Origin of the sequence: Caballeronia sp. dw_276, from assembly GCF_018449635.1 — a bacterium.
Lineage (GTDB): Bacteria > Pseudomonadota > Gammaproteobacteria > Burkholderiales > Burkholderiaceae > Caballeronia.
The window spans coordinates 70564-87919 of sequence record NZ_JAAVUV010000004.1; the positions used below are offsets into that span (position 1 = coordinate 70564).

Annotated in this window: 17 protein-coding genes; 15 read left to right on the forward strand and 2 right to left on the reverse strand. The window is 60.1% G+C overall.

What is annotated here, in order from left to right; translation table 11 throughout:
* The first annotated feature begins 100 nt into the window (after positions 1–100).
* From oxc to HB633_RS09185, 14 genes are all read left to right on the forward strand, one after another.
* A complete protein-coding gene (gene oxc / locus HB633_RS09120; protein WP_213777784.1) occupies positions 101–1858 on the forward strand; it encodes an oxalyl-CoA decarboxylase in 1758 nt (585 codons plus the stop codon).
* A 23-nt stretch (positions 1859–1881) separates the two neighbouring features.
* Positions 1882–3132, forward strand: coding sequence for a formyl-CoA transferase (frc, locus tag HB633_RS09125; protein WP_213777785.1), 1251 nt, complete (start codon positions 1882–1884; stop codon positions 3130–3132).
* 231 nt (positions 3133–3363) lie between these two features.
* On the forward strand, positions 3364–3603 hold the full coding sequence (locus HB633_RS09130) for a hypothetical protein (RefSeq protein ID WP_213777786.1): 240 nt from the start codon (positions 3364–3366) through the stop codon (positions 3601–3603).
* A 282-nt stretch (positions 3604–3885) separates the two neighbouring features.
* On the forward strand, positions 3886–5133 hold the full coding sequence (gene frc / locus HB633_RS09135; RefSeq protein ID WP_213777787.1) for a formyl-CoA transferase: 1248 nt from the start codon (positions 3886–3888) through the stop codon (positions 5131–5133).
* Positions 5134–5219: 86 nt separating this feature from the next.
* Positions 5220–5999: a fumarylacetoacetate hydrolase family protein gene (locus tag HB633_RS09140; RefSeq protein WP_213777788.1), complete on the forward strand. Its 780-nt coding sequence runs from the start codon at positions 5220–5222 to the stop codon at positions 5997–5999.
* A gap of 1 nt (position 6000) precedes the next feature.
* Positions 6001–7548: a Re/Si-specific NAD(P)(+) transhydrogenase subunit alpha gene (locus HB633_RS09145; RefSeq protein WP_213777789.1), complete on the forward strand. Its 1548-nt coding sequence runs from the start codon at positions 6001–6003 to the stop codon at positions 7546–7548.
* Positions 7549–7559: 11 nt separating this feature from the next.
* On the forward strand, positions 7560–8954 hold the full coding sequence (gene pntB / locus HB633_RS09150; protein WP_213777790.1) for a Re/Si-specific NAD(P)(+) transhydrogenase subunit beta: 1395 nt from the start codon (positions 7560–7562) through the stop codon (positions 8952–8954).
* Between the two features lie 18 nt (positions 8955–8972).
* On the forward strand, positions 8973–10385 hold the full coding sequence (pyk, locus tag HB633_RS09155; RefSeq protein WP_213777791.1) for a pyruvate kinase: 1413 nt from the start codon (positions 8973–8975) through the stop codon (positions 10383–10385).
* A 354-nt stretch (positions 10386–10739) separates the two neighbouring features.
* Positions 10740–11747 (forward strand): 2-dehydropantoate 2-reductase, encoded by a 1008-nt coding sequence (locus HB633_RS09160; protein ID WP_213777792.1) that lies wholly within the window; start codon positions 10740–10742, stop codon positions 11745–11747.
* Positions 11748–11844: 97 nt separating this feature from the next.
* Entirely contained in the window at positions 11845–12198 is a 354-nt protein-coding gene (locus HB633_RS09165; RefSeq protein WP_213777793.1) for a DUF1428 domain-containing protein, read from the forward strand.
* A gap of 58 nt (positions 12199–12256) precedes the next feature.
* Positions 12257–13012 (forward strand): AAA family ATPase, encoded by a 756-nt coding sequence (locus HB633_RS09170; protein ID WP_213777794.1) that lies wholly within the window; start codon positions 12257–12259, stop codon positions 13010–13012.
* A 246-nt stretch (positions 13013–13258) separates the two neighbouring features.
* Positions 13259–13513, forward strand: coding sequence for a hypothetical protein (locus tag HB633_RS09175; protein WP_213777795.1), 255 nt, complete (start codon positions 13259–13261; stop codon positions 13511–13513).
* A gap of 15 nt (positions 13514–13528) precedes the next feature.
* The gene (locus HB633_RS09180) at positions 13529–13708 is read left to right on the forward strand and encodes a hypothetical protein (protein WP_213777796.1); all 180 of its coding nucleotides are present in this window, start codon (positions 13529–13531) and stop codon (positions 13706–13708) included.
* A 117-nt stretch (positions 13709–13825) separates the two neighbouring features.
* Positions 13826–14305: a ferritin-like domain-containing protein gene (locus tag HB633_RS09185; RefSeq protein WP_213777797.1), complete on the forward strand. Its 480-nt coding sequence runs from the start codon at positions 13826–13828 to the stop codon at positions 14303–14305.
* A gap of 4 nt (positions 14306–14309) precedes the next feature.
* Here HB633_RS09185 and HB633_RS09190 read toward each other — a convergent pair whose 3' ends face one another.
* Positions 14310–15461: an epoxide hydrolase family protein gene (locus HB633_RS09190; RefSeq protein WP_213777798.1), complete on the reverse strand. Its 1152-nt coding sequence runs from the start codon at positions 15459–15461 to the stop codon at positions 14310–14312.
* Positions 15462–15712: 251 nt separating this feature from the next.
* Here HB633_RS09190 and HB633_RS09195 point away from each other — a divergent pair, with 251 nt between their 5' ends.
* Complete coding sequence (locus HB633_RS09195) at positions 15713–16111, forward strand: FKBP-type peptidyl-prolyl cis-trans isomerase (RefSeq protein WP_056360399.1); 399 nt, start codon at positions 15713–15715, stop codon at positions 16109–16111.
* A 128-nt stretch (positions 16112–16239) separates the two neighbouring features.
* On the opposite strand, the gene HB633_RS09200 is transcribed toward HB633_RS09195, so the two are convergent.
* Positions 16240–17334 carry an adenosine deaminase gene (locus tag HB633_RS09200; RefSeq protein ID WP_213777799.1) on the reverse strand — a complete coding sequence of 365 codons (1095 nt, stop codon included), beginning with the start codon at positions 17332–17334 and terminating at the stop codon, positions 16240–16242.
* Between the last annotated feature and the right edge of the window lie 22 nt (positions 17335–17356).

A 17356-nucleotide genomic window follows, 5' to 3' on the forward strand; every position in this document is an offset into this window, starting at 1 on the left:
AGCAACCGAGTATCGAAACAAAAAGACGCTTGACTAATACTGTGTGTGGAATATTGTATATCACGAACTACACAAACACCCCGCCAAAGGAGGAGACGTCATGGCCGAAGTAGTAAGTAACCCGCAGAGCGCCACTGCAAGCGACACGCAAGTAGAGAAGAAGGCGGAAACGACAGATGGTTTCCATCTCGTCATCGATGCACTCAAGCTGAACGACATCCACACCATTTTCGGTCTGGTGGGCATTCCGATCACCGACCTCGCGCGCCTCGCGCAAGCCGAAGGCATGCGCTTCATCGGTTTCCGTCATGAGCAGCATGCGGGCAACGCGGCCGCCATCGCCGGTTACATGACGAAGAAGCCGGGCATCTGCCTCACGGTTTCCGCGCCGGGATTCCTGAACGGCCTGACCGCGCTCGCCAACGCAACCACGAACTGCTTCCCGATGATCCTGATCAGCGGTTCGAGCGAACGTGAGATCGTCGACTTGCAGCAGGGCGATTACGAGGAAATGGACCAGTTGAACGCGGCCAAGCCGTACGCGAAGGCTGCGTATCGCGTGTTGCACGCTGAAGATATCGGCGTGGGTATTGCACGGGCAATTCGCGCAGCTGTATCGGGCCGTCCTGGCGGCGTTTATCTGGACTTGCCGGCCAAACTGCTCGCGCAGACCATCGACGCAGTGAAGGCACAGCAATCGCTGATCAAGGTTGTCGATGCTGCCCCGAGCCAGATTCCCGCGCCGGATTCGGTGAAGCGCGCAATCGATGTACTGAAGGGCGCGAAGCGTCCTCTGATCCTGCTCGGCAAGGGCGCGGCCTACGCGCAAGCCGATGCCGAGATCCGCGCTTTCGTGGAAAAGAGCGGCATTCCCTACTTGCCGATGTCCATGGCCAAGGGCCTCCTGCCCGATACACACGAGCAATCGGCATCGGCGGCTCGTTCGTTCGTGCTGCAGGAAGCCGACGTTGTGGTGCTGATCGGCGCGCGGCTGAACTGGCTGCTGTCGCACGGCAAGGGCAAGACGTGGGGCGCGGTACCGAAGAAGTTCATCCAGATCGACATTTCCCCAACGGAAATCGACAGCAACGTGGCGATCGCCGCGCCGGTGATCGGTGACATCGGTTCATGCGTGTCCGCATTGCTGACAGAAATCCAGTCGGGCGGTTTCACGAAGCCGAGCGTCGAATGGACCGGCGCGATCACGGAAAGGAAGAGCAAGAATCTCGCGAAGATGGCCGCGACGCTCGAACAAAATCCGTCGCCGATGAACTTCCACAGCGCCCTGCGCGCAATCCGCGACGTGCTGAAGACGCGTCCGGACATCAACGTCGTCAACGAAGGCGCGAACACGCTGGACTATGCGCGCAGCATCATCGACATGTACGAGCCGCGCAAGCGCTTCGATTCCGGCACGTGGGGGATCATGGGTATCGGCATGGGCTTCGCGATCGGCGCGGCCGTGACGAGCGGCAAGCCGGTGGTCGCAATCGAAGGCGACAGCGCGTTCGGTTTCAGCGGCATGGAACTCGAAACCATCTGCCGATACGACCTGCCCGTTGTCACCATCGTGTTCAACAACAACGGCGTGTATCGCGGCACGGACGTGAATCCGACTGGCGGCAAGGACGTCGCGCCGACCGTGTTCGTGAAGGGCGCGCGCTACGACAAGATGATCGAGGCATTCGGTGGCGTGGGCTTTAACGCCGAGACACCGGAAGAACTGACGAAGGCGCTGCTGGAAGGTATCGCCTCAGGCAGGCCGACGCTGATCAACGCTGTTATCGACGAAGCCGCGGGCACGGAAAGCGGCCGTCTGACGAACCTCAACCCGCAAAGCGCGGCGATGAAAAAGTAAAGCGACGCTAAAGGAGACACGACATGAGCAAACCACTCGAAGGCATCAAGATCATCGACTTCACGCACGTTCAGGCTGGTCCTGCGTGCACGCAATTGCTGGCCTGGTTCGGCGCGGACGTGATCAAGGTCGAACGCCCGGGTTCGGGCGACGTGACCCGCAATCAGTTGCGCGATATCCCCGACGCCGATGCGCTGTACTTCACCATGTTGAACAGCAACAAGAAGTCGCTGACGCTCGACACGAAAAAGCCGGAAGGCAAGGAAGTGCTGGAAAAGCTGATCCGCGAATCGGACGTTCTGGTTGAGAACTTCGGCCCGGGCGCGCTGGACCGGATGGGTTTTTCGTGGGAACGGCTGAACGAACTGAACCCGAAGATGATCGTGGCATCGGTGAAGGGCTTCAGCGACGGCCATCATTACGACGACCTGAAAGTCTACGAAAACGTCGCGCAGTGCGCGGGCGGTGCGGCATCGACCACGGGCTTCTGGGACGGTCCTCCGACCATCAGTGCTGCTGCTTTGGGCGACAGCAACACCGGCATGCATCTGGCCATCGGGATTTTGACGGCGCTGATCGGCCGCGATAAGACCGGCAAGGGCCAGAAGGTCGCGGTATCGATGCAGGACAGCGTGCTGAACCTGTGCCGCGTGAAACTGCGCGACCAGCAGCGTCTGGATCGCGTCGGGTATCTCGAGGAATATCCGCAATATCCGCACGGCGAATTCAGCGACGTGGTTCCGCGTGGCGGCAATGCAGGCGGCGGCGGTCAGCCGGGCTGGATCTTGAAGTGCAAGGGCTGGGAAACCGATCCGAACGCGTACATCTATTTCACGATTCAGGGTCACGCATGGGCGCCGATTTGCAAGGCGCTCGGCAAGCCGGAATGGATCGACGATCCGGCGTACAAGACGGCTGAAGCACGTCAACCGCATATCTTCGATATCTTTGCGACCATCGAAGAATGGCTGGCCGACAAAACCAAGTTTGAAGCCGTGGATATCCTGCGCAAGTTCGATATTCCGTGCGCCCCCGTGCTGACAATGAAGGAACTCGCGAACGATCCGTCGCTGCGTGCTAGCGGCACGATCGTGGAAGTGCCGCACAGCGTTCGCGGTTCGTATCTGACGGTCGGCAGCCCGATCAAGTTTTCTGACTTGAAGCCGGAAGTGACTGCGTCGCCGCTGTTGGGCGAGCATACGGAAGAAGTATTGGCGAGCCTTGGTTACAGCCAGCAGGAAATCTTCAACCTGAAAGAGATTCAAGCAGTTTGATACTGTAGTTGAAGCACCGGGGTCTCATTCTTCGAGACCCCGCGCAATGCGGCGTCACAAAGCGGGCGCCGCGTTGGACTGAATCACTGCCCTTCCAGATTTGGCGAATCTTGACTGATTACAAGTCGGTCAACGCCACAGCCGTCGACACCCTCACGGAAGTTTTGCGCGCCCATGTGCTGACGGCGCCCGTTCGTCTTTTTATCGTGAAGCGCTATCAGGAGGTTCCAAATGCACGTCGAAGTCCTTGGTCAATACCGGCTCGAACTGTCCGCCATGCAGCTGATTCACAACGGCGGCTGGGCGGCATATCTCGCCATTCGCACCGTCGATGAAAACCAGCAGTCGCAATCTGGTTTGTTGCCGTACCAGCACGTGGTCGATGAAGCTGTGTTTGAAAGCGAAGCCGCGGCAATTGCAGGCGCCCGCCGCGCGGCGATGGCGATGCTGAGCTCGACGGCCAGCAGGTAAACCCTTGCTTTTAATGCTTGGTGATCCTGAATAAAACCAATAATTCGCCGACTCAGCGGACACATAAAACAAATGCGCGTCGCCAGACGAAATTAGTCGCAAAAGCGGTTGCAGAAATACTATGTTCAAAATACGATATATCAGAAGAGGCGAACCAAAGTAGTTCGTCCGGCGCGCGAACCTTCGCTAACCCATGAGCGATCGACGGTATAAGCCGGCAAAGCCCGGCCACCCGCATAGCGCCACGCCACGCAGACAAAGATCAATTTAGGGAGACGCAAAATGGGCAAGGCATTGGAGGGCGTGAAGATTCTCGACTTCACGCATGTGCAGTCGGGTCCGACGTGCACGCAGTTGCTGGCGTGGTTCGGCGCGGATGTGATCAAGGTTGAACGAGCGGGCGTCGGCGATGTTACGCGGGACCAGCTTCGTGACATCCCTGAGGCGGACAGCCTGTATTTCACGATGCTGAACCACAACAAGCGTTCGGTCACCATCGATACAAAGAATCCCGAAGGCAAGCAGGTTCTCGAAGAACTGATCCAGGTCTGCGACGTGATGGTCGAGAATTTCGCGCCGGGCGCGCTCGACCGGATGGGCTTCACGTGGGAACGCGTGCAGGAATTGAATCCCCGAATGATCGTGGCGTCGGTGAAGGGCTTTGGTCCTGGTCCGTACGAAGACTGCAAGGTCTACGAGAACGTCGCGCAATGCGTGGGCGGGGCGGCATCGACTACTGGTTTCGATGATGGCCCGCCCGTTGTGACCGGCGCACAGATCGGCGACTCTGGCACGGGCTTGCATCTCGCGCTTGGCATTGTCACGGCGCTGTTTCAGCGCCACACGACCGGCCGCGGCCAGTACGTTCTCTCCGCCATGCAGGACAGCGTTCTCAACCTTTGCCGCGTGAAGCTGCGCGATCAGCAACGGCTGGAGCGCACGGGCGTGATGAAGGAATATCCGCAATATCCCAATGGCGAATTCGGCGAAGCCGTGCCGCGCGCAGGCAATGCGTCGGGCGGCGGTCAGCCGGGCTGGATCCTGAAATGCAAGGGCTGGGAAACAGACCCGAATGCGTACATCTATTTCATTACGCAAGCACCCGTCTGGGCGAAGATCTGCAACGTGATCGGCAAGGAAGAATGGGCCACCGATCCGAACTACGCAACCGCCGCCGCGCGCTTGCCGCATCTGAAGGACATCTTCTCGGAGATCGAACGCTGGACCATGACCAAGACCAAGTTCCAGGCCATGGACATCCTGAACAAATACGACATTCCGTGCGGCCCGATTTTATCGATGAAGGAAATCGCCGAAGAACCGTCGTTGCGCGAAACCGGAACCATCGTGGAAGTCGATCATCCGGTGCGCGGCAAATATTTGACCGTGGGCAATCCCATCAAGTTATCCGATAGCCCGACCGAAGTCACGCGCTCGCCCCTGCTCGGCGAACACACCGACGAAGTGATGGCCGAACTCGGCTATCAACCGGAACAGATTGCGCATTTGCGAGCCGTCGGCGCCATATAAGCGCCGGCTCGCACGAAAAGATGACGCGACGCGGCCGATTGCGGCCGGCGTCAGCGCACCCCATAAAAACTTGCAGGAGACAAACGATGAAAACGTGGATACGGTTTCGGAACGCGCATGGCCAGACGGGCTTCGGCGTTCTGGAAAACCATCGCATCACGCAATACGACGGCGAAATGTTCGGGACGTCAACGCCCGGCGCCAAGCTCCTGAGCCTGGAAGACGTCACGCTGCTGAGCCCCTGCGTGCCGACAAAAGTCGTCGCGCTCTGGAACAACTTTCACGCGTTGTCGGAAAAGCTGGGAAAGGCCGCGCCTTCCCATCCGCTGTTTCTCATCAAGCCGCCGACATCCGTGATCGGTCACGGCGAACCCATCCGGCGTCCGAAAGCGTACAGCGGCAAAATCGCTTATGAGGGCGAGCTGGCAATCGTGATCGGCAAGCGCTGCAGCAATGTATCGGCGGAAGAAGCCGATGACTACATCTTCGGCTATAGCTGCATCAACGACGTCACCGCCGCCGAACTCCTCAATGAAGATCCCAACTTCGCGCAATGGTGCAGGTCGAAGGGCTTCGATACGTTCAGCTGCATCGGCCCCGCGATTCAGCGTGACTTCGACTGGCGCAACGCGCATGTCGTGACGCGTCTCGACGGCGTCGAGCGTCAGAACTATCCGCTCTCGGACATGATCTATTCGCCCGCGCAGCAAATCAGTTTGATCTCGCAGGACATGACGCTCGAACCCGGCGATGTCATCGCGTGCGGCACGTCCATTGGCGTGGGATCGATCAAGGACGGCGCGACGGTGGAAGTGTCCATCGGCGGAATTGGCGTGTTGTCGAACGTTTTATCGGGCGGAGTCTGACATGGCGATGACCATTGCAGTACCGCGCGAGATTCGCGCGGGCGAGCGCCGCGTTGCCGCGACGCCTGAAACCGTCGGCCAGTTGCTGAAGCTCGGCTTCTCGGTGAACGTGGAAACACAAGCGGGCCTCGCTGCATCGTTCGATGACGATTCCTACCGCGCAGCAGGCGCTCAGATAGTGAGCGATACCAACGCGCTGTGGTCTGGCGCCGATATCGTGATCAAGGTCCGTGCGCCCGAGCCGGATGAATCTACGTTGCTCAAGAAAGGCGCGACGCTGATCAGCTTCGTCTGGCCCGCGCAAAACGCTGCGCTGCTGGCGCAACTCGCGGCGGCCGGCGCCAACGTCATGGCGATGGATTCCGTGCCACGCATCTCGCGCGCGCAGAAACTCGACGCGTTGAGCTCGATGGCGAACATGGCAGGTTATCGCGCGGTCATCGAAGCGGCGCAGCATTTCGGGCGCGTGTTCACCGGGCAGATCACCGCCGCCGGCAAGATGCCGCCTGCGAAGGTCCTGGTCATCGGCGCGGGCGTGGCGGGTCTCGCGGCGATCGGCGCTGCGCGTGGCCTGGGTGCAATCGTGCGCGCCTTCGATACCCGTGCCGAAGTCGAGCAGCAAGTCGAAAGCATGGGCGCGGTGTTCCTCACGGTCGATATCGAAGAAGAAGGCAGCGGCGGCGGTGGCTACGCGAAACAGATGAGCGCGGAGTTCATCGCGGCGGAGATGGCGCTGTTCGCGGCGCAGGCGAAGGAAGTCGACATCATCATCACGACCGCGCTGATCCCAGGCAAACCCGCGCCGAAGCTGATCACCGCCGAGATGGTCGGGATGATGCGCGCGGGCAGCGTGATCGTGGATATGGCGGCCGAGCAGGGTGGCAATTGCGAGCTCACGCAGCCGGGTGAAGTGGCGCGGGTTCACGGTGTATCCATAGTCGGCTACACCGATCTTGCGAGCCGCATGGCGACGCAATCGAGCCAGCTTTACGGCACCAACATTCGCCACTTGCTGACGGACTTGACGCCGCAAAAAGATGGCATCGCGAAGATCAATATGGACGACGACGTGATGCGCGGCGCGACCGTCGTGCATGACGGCGTCGTGAGCTGGCCGCCGCCACCGCCGAAAACGGCTGCCATTGCGCCGCACAAGCCCGCGGCTGCCAAGCCTGCCGCAGCGGAAATCAAGGAAGAACCGCGCAATCCCTTGATATCGGTTGTGATCCTGGCGGTCGCCGCATTGGCCCTGCTCGCGCTTGGCGCGGTCGCGCCGCCTGCGTTCGTCGCGCATCTGACGGTGTTCGTGCTGGCGGTGTTCGTCGGTTATCAGGTTGTCTGGAACGTGACGCCCGCGTTGCACACGCCGCTCATGAGCGTGACCAATGCAATCAGCGGGATCATCGTGATCGGCGCGCTGCTGCAACTCGGCACGTCCGACACGCTCGTGACCGTACTTGGCGGCATCGCGTTGCTGGTTGCCACGATCAACATTGCCGGCGGGTTCCTCGTGACCCATCGCATGTTGAAGATGTTTCAGCGCAACTAAGGAGAAAAAACATGCTGAACGGAATTGGCAACATTGCGTATCTGGGCGCGGCCGTGCTCTTCATTTTGAGTTTGCGCGGACTGAGTCATCCGAGCACCGCACGGCGCGGCAACATCTATGGCGTGGTTGGCATGTTGATCGCGGTCGTGGCGACCTTGCTTATCGCGCAGGGTGCGGGGCTTGCGGTCGTGCTGGCGGCGGCCGTTGTTGGCGCGGCGATTGGCGCGGTCCTCGCGCGGCGCGTCGAGATGACGCAAATGCCGCAACTCGTGGCGGTGCTGCATAGCTTCGTCGGATTGGCGGCGGTGTTGATCGGCTTCACGAACTATCTGATGCCGATGGGCGATATTGCCGGCGCCGAGCTGACCATCCATCTCTGCGAGATCTACCTTGGCGTGTTCATCGGAACGATCACGTTCACCGGGTCCATTGTCGCGTTCCTGAAGCTGCAAGGCACGATCAGCGGCAAGCCGCTCGTCTTGCCCGCGCGGCATATGCTGAACCTCGCAGTGCTGGTCGCGTGCGTGGCGCTGGGTTACCGGTTCATGACGGCAAATGTGGTCGCCGACGGCATCACCGCATTGCTCATCATGATCGTGCTTGCAGCAGCGCTTGGCGTGCATCTCGTGATGGCGATCGGCGGGGCGGACATGCCCGTGGTTGTATCGATGCTCAACAGCTATTCCGGATGGGCCGCCGCCGCGACGGGCTTCATGTTGAGCAACGATCTGCTGATCACGACCGGCGCGCTGGTTGGTTCGAGCGGCGCGATCCTGAGCTACATCATGTGCCGCGCGATGAACCGCAGTTTCTTGTCGGTGATTCTCGGCGGCTTTGGCGCGGCCAGCGGAACGAGCACGGCGGATGTGGGCGGCGAAGTCATCGCAACGAGCATCGATGAAGTCTGCGCCATCCTGCGCGACGCATCTGAAGTCATCATCGTGCCGGGTTACGGCATGGCTGTGGCTCAGGCGCAAACGACCATCAGCGATATCACGCGCAAGCTCGAAGCGCTCGGCGTGCGGGTCCGCTTCGGCATTCATCCGGTTGCGGGGCGCCTGCCCGGTCATATGAACGTGCTGCTGGCCGAAGCGAAAGTGCCGTATGACATCGTGCTCGAAATGGACGAGATCAACGAGGATTTCCACACGACCGACGTCGTGCTCGTGATCGGCGCGAACGATATCGTGAATCCCGGCGCGCTCGAAGATCCGGGCAGCCCGATCGCAGGCATGCCGGTGCTGGAAGTATGGAAGGCGCGCACTGTCGTGGTGTCCAAACGCGGCATGGCGACGGGTTACGCAGGCGTCGACAACCCGCTCTTCTACAAGGACAACACGCGCATGCTCTTCGGCGATGCCAAGACGAGCGTCGACGCATTGCTGCGTCAATTGTCCGCCGCCTGATCAAAAGACTGGAACCTTATGATCCGCTCACGCAAAGCCAAGATCGTCGCGACGCTCGGTCCCGCGACATCCGATATCGATACGATCACGCAACTTTTCAACGCCGGCGCAGACGTGTTCCGCCTGAACTTCAGCCACGGCTCGCACGAGGATCACAAGCGGCGCTATGACCTCGTGCGTGAAGTCGAGCGCGCTTCGGGCCGGCCGATATCAATACTCGCCGACATGCAAGGCCCGAAGCTGCGCGTAGGTCCGTTCGCGGCGGGCAAGGTGATGCTGGCCGAAGGCGCGGAGTTTTCGCTGGACAGCAACCCGGAACCCGGCGATGTGAACCGCGTGTACCTTCCGCATCCCGAACTGTTCGAAGTCGTGGCCGCGGGTCAATCATTGTTGCTCGATGACGGCAAGCTTCGCCTCGAAGTCCTCGATAACAACGGCGAGCGCATTCGCACGCGCGTGAAGCACGGCGGGGTTTTATCGGACAGGAAGGGCGTGAACGTGCCAGACACCATCCTGCCGATCCCCGTGCTGACGCAAAAGGATCGCGTCGACCTGGAGTTCGCGTTGTCGCTCGGCGCGGACTGGATCGCGCTTTCGTTCGTGCAGCGTCCGGAGGATCTTGTCGATGCTCGCGAGTTGATCGGCGAACGCGCTGGCCTGATGGTCAAGCTGGAAAAGCCCGCGGCGCTGGATCGGCTGGATGAAATCGTGCAGGCTTCCGATTCCGTGATGGTCGCGCGCGGCGACCTGGGCGTGGAGCTTCCTCCCGAGCGCGTGCCGGGTGTGCAAAAACGCATTTTGCGTTCGTGCCGCAGCCATGGAAAACCCGTGATCATCGCGACGCAAATGCTCGAGTCGATGATCGCCGCGCCCGTGCCCACGCGCGCGGAAGCGTCGGACGTGGCGACCGCAATCTACGATGGCGCCGACGCCGTCATGCTTTCCGCAGAGTCGGCGAGCGGCGCTTTCCCGGTTCAAGCGGTTGCAATGATGGACCGCATCATCAAGGAGGTGGAGCACGATCCGTTGTACAGAAGTCTGATCGATGCACAGCACGAACTGCCGTTGAATACACCCGGCGACGCAATCTGCGCCGCGTTGCGCGATGTCGCCCAGACCATCAACGCCGTGGTCGCCGTGACGTACACAACGTCGGGACATACGAGCTTGCGCGCTGCGCGCCAGCGTCCGGCCGCGCCCATCTTGAGCATCACGCCGAAGCTTGCGACCGCGCGGCGTCTCGCGCTGGTGTGGGGCGTGCATTCCACCGTGAGTCCGGACATCGGATCGGTGGATGAGATGGTCAGCGCCGCTTGCGGGACCGCTGCAAGACAAGGCTTCGCCGCATCCGGTGATCAAGTCGCCATCGCTGCCGGCATGCCGTTCGGCGAATCGGGAACGACGAACTTGCTGCGCATTGCACGCGTTTAATTAATTAAACGCCAAACGCGTACTCGCGCAAAAAACCGCGCGATTGAGCGCGTACGTCCAGATTTTCTTAGGCATCCCAAATACATAAGCATTAGCTTATTCAACGCATAAGAAACTTTCACTTTCGTTAATGGATGAACGTTGCCATCATGGCTTCAGCCTGAAGCACTTGTGGTCATCGTCAAGGCACTCATAAGGATGCCGGCGCGCGACGTGGAGACCGTCGCCGATCGCACGGCATGAACCAGAATCCGCGGCTTCGCAAGACGCGCCGAGATATTCGCATCGCCTGAAGCCGGATTGACGGTTCCATCCGGCCCGACAGAATTCGTTATTTAAAACAGGAAGAGTCCGATGAAAATCTGTGTATATGGCGCCGGCGCGATCGGCGCGTACCTGGGCGCGCAACTCGCTTTAGCCGGAGCGGATGTCAGCTTCGTTGCGCGTGGTCCGCATCTGGCGGCGATGCAGTCAAGAGGCGTGCGACTTCAGATCGATGGCACCGAACGAACCGTCAAGGTCCGATGTTCGTCCGATCCACGCGAACTCGGCGTGCAGGATTACGTGATCATCGCGTTGAAGGCGCATTCGGTGCCGGGCGTGGTCGGCGCAATGCAACCGTTGCTCGGACCCGAGACCGCGATCGTGACCGCGGTCAACGGCATTCCCTACTGGTACTTCTACAAGCACGGCGGCGAATTCGCGAACACGACGCTCGATAGCATCGACCCGGGCGGCAAGCAGTGGAAGCAACTCGGACCGGAACGCGCGATCGGCTGCGTGGTCTACCCGGCGGCCGAAATCACGGAACCCGGCGTGATACGCCATGTGTACGGCAAGAAGTTTCCCATCGGCGAACCGAGCGGCGAGCGCACCGAACGCGTCCAGAAGCTTGGCGAGATCATGGTCGCGGCCGGACTCGACGCCCCCATCCGCGACAATATCCGCGATGAAATCTGGCTCAAGCTGTGGGGCAATCTCTGCTTCAACCCAATCAGTGCGCTGACCCACGCAACGCTCGACGTGATCACGAGCAACGCCGCAACGCGCGATGTTTCGCGGACCATGATGCTCGAGGCGAAGTCCATCGCGGAACGTTTCGGCGTGCATTTTCGCGTCGATGTGGAAAAGCGTATCGATGGCGCGGGCGCGGTCGGCGCGCACAAGACGTCCATGCTTCAGGATCTCGAAGCGAATCGTCCGATGGAAATCGATCCGCTCCTGACCGTCGTGCAGGAGATGGGCCGGCTGGTCGGGCAGGCGACGCCGACTATCGATACGGTGCTGGCGCTGATCAAACTTCGCGAACAGATCGCGCAGCACGTTCCGGCCCCGGCACCAGAGCCTGCGCCGGTGAGCTGACTGTCGATTTCCTGCCGGGTCGTTCGTCGTTGAGTAAGGAGGCGCATAGCGCTGCTGTGCGCGCTTCCCTTATGAACGACCGAACAGGAGATGCGTGATGACTTATATCGATGGTTTTGTGGCAGCCGTGCCCACTGCCAACCGCGAGGCGTTCCGGCAGCACGCGCAGATGGCGGCGGAGGTTTTCAAGCAGCACGGCGCGTTGAAGGTCGTCGAATGCTGGGGAGACGACGTTCCCGAAGGCACGCTCACCTCGTTCTCGATGGCCGTCAAACGCAACGACGATGAAGCGGTCGTGTTCTCGTGGATCGTCTGGCCGTCGCGCGAGGCTCGCGACAAAGGCATGACCGCGGTGATGGCCGATCCGCGCGTCCAGCCCGACAAGAACCCCATGCCCTTCGATGGCAAACGCATGATCTACGGCGGCTTCGAGGTGATCGTGGAAGCGTGAACAGTTTGCCCTCGGCGAAGCGTTAAGATGGCGCTTCGCCAAAAGTCAACGCGCACGCATGATCTCCAGCCAGTACATCAGCCGCATCAGCTTGCAGCGGGAAAAAGTCGAATCGTTCGATGTGTATCCGTTCTCGCTGCCCGCCGTCCGTTCGCTCGAGACGCTCGAACTGCATCCGAAGGTGACGTTTTTCGTCGGCGAAAACGGCTCGGGAAAATCGACCTTGCTCGAAGCGATTGCGGTTTCCATGGGCTTCAACGCGGAAGGCGGCACAAAGAACTTCCGCTTCGATACCCGCTCGTCCCATTCCACGCTCGATGAATACCTTCGCGTCGCCAAGGGCTTCAAGAAGCCCCGGGACGGCTTTTTCCTGCGTGCGGAGAGCTTCTTCAACGTCGCGACAGAAATCGAAAATCTCGATGCCGGAGGCGGGTTCGGTCCGCCAGTCATCAGTTATTACGGCGGCCAGTCGCTGCACGAGCGCTCGCACGGTGAAGCGTTTCTCGCGTTGCTGATGAACCGCTTCGGCGGCAAAGGGCTTTATCTTCTGGACGAGCCCGAATCCGCGCTTTCGCCGCAACGCCAGCTTGCAGCGCTCGCGCGCATCCACGATCTCGCGAACGACGACTCGCAATTCGTCATTGCAACGCATTCGCCGATCCTCATGGCGTATCCCGACGCGTGGATCTACCAGTTCACTGCCGATGGCGTAACGCGCGTCGATTATGACGACACCGAACACGTCCAGGTCATGCGCGCGTTCATGGCAAATCCCGGGCGGATGATTCGAACGCTATTGGACGATGACGCCTGACTGGAGGGATCGGCAAAGATGACCCGAAAATTGCTGGCGATGGAAAAAGACGCAGCCTGCACGACGTTTTGATCGACTGAACGTCGCTCCACAGGCGGGATCGCGAACGCCATCCGCGCACGGAAGAACAGCGGAGAAGCCCGTCCAGCAAGCCTCCGAAATCATTAGAAGAATAATTCAATTCTCGCTGCGCGACCAGGCGTGATGTTTGCGGTAATAAGCGCACTATTGCTCATCATGGTCGCCATGCTCCGCTTCGCACTGACATCTATTTCCATTCTCACCCTGCTTTCCGCCAGCGCCGCTTTCGCAGCAACCCGCGACGAACAAACGGCGGCCTGCAAGGGCGACGCCATCCGCTTTTGCGCATCGGAGATTCCGAATGAGCGGAAAATCACGTCTTGCATGAAGGCGAATTACAGCAAGCTCAGCCCTGAATGCAAGGCGATGTTCAAGCAACCCGCGTCCGATAAACGCAAGAAACCGGTCAAACCTGCATAAACCAAGGGGCAGCAAATGCTGATACAAACCTTTGAAACTGTGCTGACGTGCTCCGCGATGAGCGGTTTGCACTTATTGCTGTCGACGCCTGCTGAACTTGCGCACGCGTTCGGGGCGCTGCTGGGCGTGATCGTCGGCATTGCGTTGCCGTTGGGCATTGCAGTGAGCGCGCATCGGCAAATCGAAAAGTTCTAAGCGCCGCGTTTTGCTGCGGCGCGCAAGGCCGCGCACTTGATCTGCCTGCCGCTTGAGGCGCACCATGAAAAACGCTGTCGTCCCGGGCGAAACCAGTGTGTGCACTTGGAGGCGAAGATGCCGGATATCAATCAGGAAAGAGTCGTCGAGATTCTCAATCAGATTCTCGAATCGGAACTCGCTGGCGTGGTCCGATACACCCACTATTCATTCCTCGTGTTCGGCTTCGGCCGTATCCCAATCGTCGCGTGGCTGAGGGAACAAGCCGATGAGTCGCTCCTTCACGCCCAGCAGGCTGGCGAATGGATCACGACACTCGGCGCGTATCCGTCGCTTGAAATAGGACCCTTGCTCGATTCCCATACCTTCGATATCGGTTCGATTCTTCGCGAATCGCTCGAAAGCGAGAAGGTCGCGCTGGGTCATTACCGGACGTTGCTGCGCGAGGTCGAAAGCCGTTCCATCGCGCTCGAGGAATACGCGCGTCAGATGATCCACGTGGAAGAAATGCATGCGGGCGAGGTCGACAAGATGCTACGCCGTCCCGGCGCCGTTTCCACATTGCCAGACCCGGGTCTCGCGAAGGACCTGCTTTAACAAATCACCGCAGCGGCCTGAAAAACGCCCGAAGCTCTTCCGCGAGTTCATGCGGCGTTTCCATGGCGGCGAAATGACCGCCTCGCGGCATGGTGGTCCATCGCTGCACGTTGTAGACGCGCTCGATCCACGAGCGCGGCGGCATCGGCAGTTCGTGCGGATAGATCGCAATGCCGGTCGGCGGCAACACCCGTTGCCCGCTCGCGAAATGCACCGGCCGCCGCCGGCTCTCCAGATACATGCGAAACGATGACCCGATCGTGCCGGTAAACCAGTAGATCGAGATATTGGTAAGCAATGCATCGAGCGAAATCGCGTTTTCGATGTCACCGTCGTTGTCGCTCCAGCTCTTGAATTTTTCAGCAATCCACGCCGCCAGACCCGCCGGCGAATCGTTCAGGCCGAATGCGAGCGTTTGCGGTTTGGTCCCTTGTATGTGCCCGTATCCGCCTTCGGCATCGGCCCAGGCTTTCGCTTTATCGAGAAATTGCGTTTCTTCCGGCGAGGGCGCAGGTTCATCGCCATCGAGCGGTGGCCTGTACGAGCCCGGAATGTAATTCAGATGAAGCCCCGCGACGTTTTCCGGATTCTGAAACGCCAGCCAGGTGGAAACGGCCGCACCCCAGTCGCCGCCTTGCACGCCGTAGCGTTCGTAGCCAAGGCCTTTCATCAGCGTGACCCACATGCGCGCAACTTCGGAAGGTCCCGTGCCGGATGTTGCGGGCGCGGACGAAAACCCGTACCCGGGCAACGATGGCACCACGACGTCAAACGCGTCGCGCGGATCGCCGCCGTGGCTGGCGGGATCGGCGAGCAAGGGAATGATCGCCTCCATTTCAATAAACGATCCCGGCCAGCCATGCGTGAGAATCAGCGGCAACGGCGCCGGCCCCTTTCCCTGCGCGTGCACGAAGTGGATGGTTCTATCGTCTATACGGGAAGTGAAATGCGGCAGCGTATTGAGCCGCGATTCCTGCGCGCGCCAGTCGAAGCCGTTTTGCCAGTAATCGACAAGACGCCTCAGGAAGGTTTCATCCGTTCCTTCGCGCCAGCCCGAATCCTGGACACATTGCGGCCAGCGCGCGCGAGACAGGCGATCTTCAAGGTCTTGCAGAGCGGTATCGGGTATCGCGATCTGGAAAGGCGTGACGTCCATGAGTGGCACCGTATAAGGGTTTTATTGCCACCGATGCTACTGCAGTTCTACCAATGCCGTCCCCGCACCCTCGCTTGCATTGAAGCGCCGTGCGCGTCGCCAACGGCCGTCACGACAACTGGGGCGAGCCGCCTGCCGAATCGCGGCATCTCTGAACGCGGGCGCGCTCGTGCTATGGTAAGCAGCTCGATTTCCCGTGGTTCGAAGAAATCGGGCACACCAGTTCACCCACGAAATAATCCGGACGTTTTATGAAAAAAGTATCGCTTTTGCTTTCGATGGTTTTACTCGCTTCATCGGCTTATGCCGCCGCCGCGACCGAAACGCTGCCTTCGGGCGTAACCGTAACGGAGTTGAAGGCCGGCACGGGCGCGCAGCCGACCGCCGCCGATACGGTCACGGTCAACTATCGCGGCACGCTTGCGGACGGCACCGAGTTCGACTCGTCGTACAAGCGCGGCACACCGGCTTCGTTCCCATTGGGACGTGTCGTTCCGTGCTGGACGCAAGGTCTGCAAAAGATGAAGGTCGGCGAAAAGGCCAAGCTGGTTTGCCCGCCGGCAACGGCTTACGGCGATCGCGGCGTGGGCGCTATTCCGCCGAACAGCACGCTGACGTTTGAAGTGGAACTGCTGAAAATCGGCAACTGATAAGCGCGTGCTTCAAACCGGAAGGCGGTGGGAAATATTCAGGCTGCCGTCCGGTCTATCGTCTTGTTTTTCGCGCGTTGCTGCAGTTCGATCAAATGCATTGCCGGCGCGATCAAAAATTCAACTGTTCAAGGTAACTGCTTCGTCAGAACGTCGAATTCGGCGACCCATTGCGCGCGCCAGGCTGCGCGGGTTGTTTCATCGACCCAGGCGCCGTCGATGCCGTTGACCATGAAACCGCGCAGATCGTCCGTATCGAAGCCAAAGTGGCTGAACATCAGCTCCCATGCCTCGCTGGGATTGACCTTGTGCAGCGTGGGATCGTCGGTGTTCGGGTGGATCTTCAGGCCCAGTCCGGGCATTTTCCGGATCGGATGGAGCTCGGCCCATTTCTCCGGCGGCAAGGTCCGCAAATAGTACGAGTTGGTCGGCACCACCGTGAACACGATGCCCGACGCGGCATATTGGGCGGCGAGGGCGGGGTTATCGACGATCGTGTAGCCGTGATCAAGACGGTCTACTTTCAATAGCTCGACGGCCGTCTCCACGTTGCGCCATGGCATGCCGAATTCGCCTGCGTGCGCGGTCGTCTTGAAGCCCGCTTCGCGCGCATTGCGGTACGCCTTCCAGAACAATTCCGGCGGCCGGTCGTTCTCGCGATAATCAATGCCGATACCCGCGACTTCATCGGCGCGATGCGCTTTCATCCACTCGACCAAGGCCACGGCTTCATCCGGATCCGCCTCCCGGTCGATGCTCGGGATCAGTCGCGCCGACATCCCGAAGTCTCGCGCGGCGTCGCGGATTGCTTGCACGATGCCCGCTTGCGCATCGCCGTAGCCGATCTTGGAGACGCGCACCGTACCCGTTGGATTCCAGAAAAACTCGGCGTGGCGGACGTTATGCGCAGCAGCATCCTGAAGATACTCATAAGTGATCCGATGCAGGTCGTCGGGACCGGTGAGAAGGTGTTCATCGAGCGCGCGCAGCACACGCAACACGCCGACGGGCTTTTCGCCACGCGTATAAAACGCATCGATTTCAGCGCGCTCGATCGGCGCATTGCTCTTCTCCGCCAACGCGATAAACGTCTCGTGGCGCACGGCGCCCAGCAAGTGGCAATGCAGTTCGGCCTTCGGGATCGCCTTGAAAAACGCATGATGCGCGGTTGTGATTTCCACGCCGGTGCGCGAAGCCGGTACGTTGCCGTATGTCTCTTTCATAGTTCTCAGTCTTGCGGTAGTG

Coding starts and splice junctions, on each gene's coding strand:
- oxc (WP_213777784.1), top strand. CDS start 101: ATGGCCGAAGTAGTAAGTAACCCGCAGAGCGCCACTGCAAGCGACACG.
- frc (WP_213777785.1), top strand. CDS start 1,882: ATGAGCAAACCACTCGAAGGCATCAAGATCATCGACTTCACGCACGTT.
- HB633_RS09130 (WP_213777786.1), top strand. CDS start 3,364: ATGCACGTCGAAGTCCTTGGTCAATACCGGCTCGAACTGTCCGCCATG.
- frc (WP_213777787.1), top strand. CDS start 3,886: ATGGGCAAGGCATTGGAGGGCGTGAAGATTCTCGACTTCACGCATGTG.
- HB633_RS09140 (WP_213777788.1), top strand. CDS start 5,220: ATGAAAACGTGGATACGGTTTCGGAACGCGCATGGCCAGACGGGCTTC.
- HB633_RS09145 (WP_213777789.1), top strand. CDS start 6,001: ATGGCGATGACCATTGCAGTACCGCGCGAGATTCGCGCGGGCGAGCGC.
- pntB (WP_213777790.1), top strand. CDS start 7,560: ATGCTGAACGGAATTGGCAACATTGCGTATCTGGGCGCGGCCGTGCTC.
- pyk (WP_213777791.1), top strand. CDS start 8,973: ATGATCCGCTCACGCAAAGCCAAGATCGTCGCGACGCTCGGTCCCGCG.
- HB633_RS09160 (WP_213777792.1), top strand. CDS start 10,740: ATGAAAATCTGTGTATATGGCGCCGGCGCGATCGGCGCGTACCTGGGC.
- HB633_RS09165 (WP_213777793.1), top strand. CDS start 11,845: ATGACTTATATCGATGGTTTTGTGGCAGCCGTGCCCACTGCCAACCGC.
- HB633_RS09170 (WP_213777794.1), top strand. CDS start 12,257: ATGATCTCCAGCCAGTACATCAGCCGCATCAGCTTGCAGCGGGAAAAA.
- HB633_RS09175 (WP_213777795.1), top strand. CDS start 13,259: ATGCTCCGCTTCGCACTGACATCTATTTCCATTCTCACCCTGCTTTCC.
- HB633_RS09180 (WP_213777796.1), top strand. CDS start 13,529: ATGCTGATACAAACCTTTGAAACTGTGCTGACGTGCTCCGCGATGAGC.
- HB633_RS09185 (WP_213777797.1), top strand. CDS start 13,826: ATGCCGGATATCAATCAGGAAAGAGTCGTCGAGATTCTCAATCAGATT.
- HB633_RS09190 (WP_213777798.1), bottom strand. CDS start 15,461: ATGGACGTCACGCCTTTCCAGATCGCGATACCCGATACCGCTCTGCAA.
- HB633_RS09195 (WP_056360399.1), top strand. CDS start 15,713: ATGAAAAAAGTATCGCTTTTGCTTTCGATGGTTTTACTCGCTTCATCG.
- HB633_RS09200 (WP_213777799.1), bottom strand. CDS start 17,334: ATGAAAGAGACATACGGCAACGTACCGGCTTCGCGCACCGGCGTGGAA.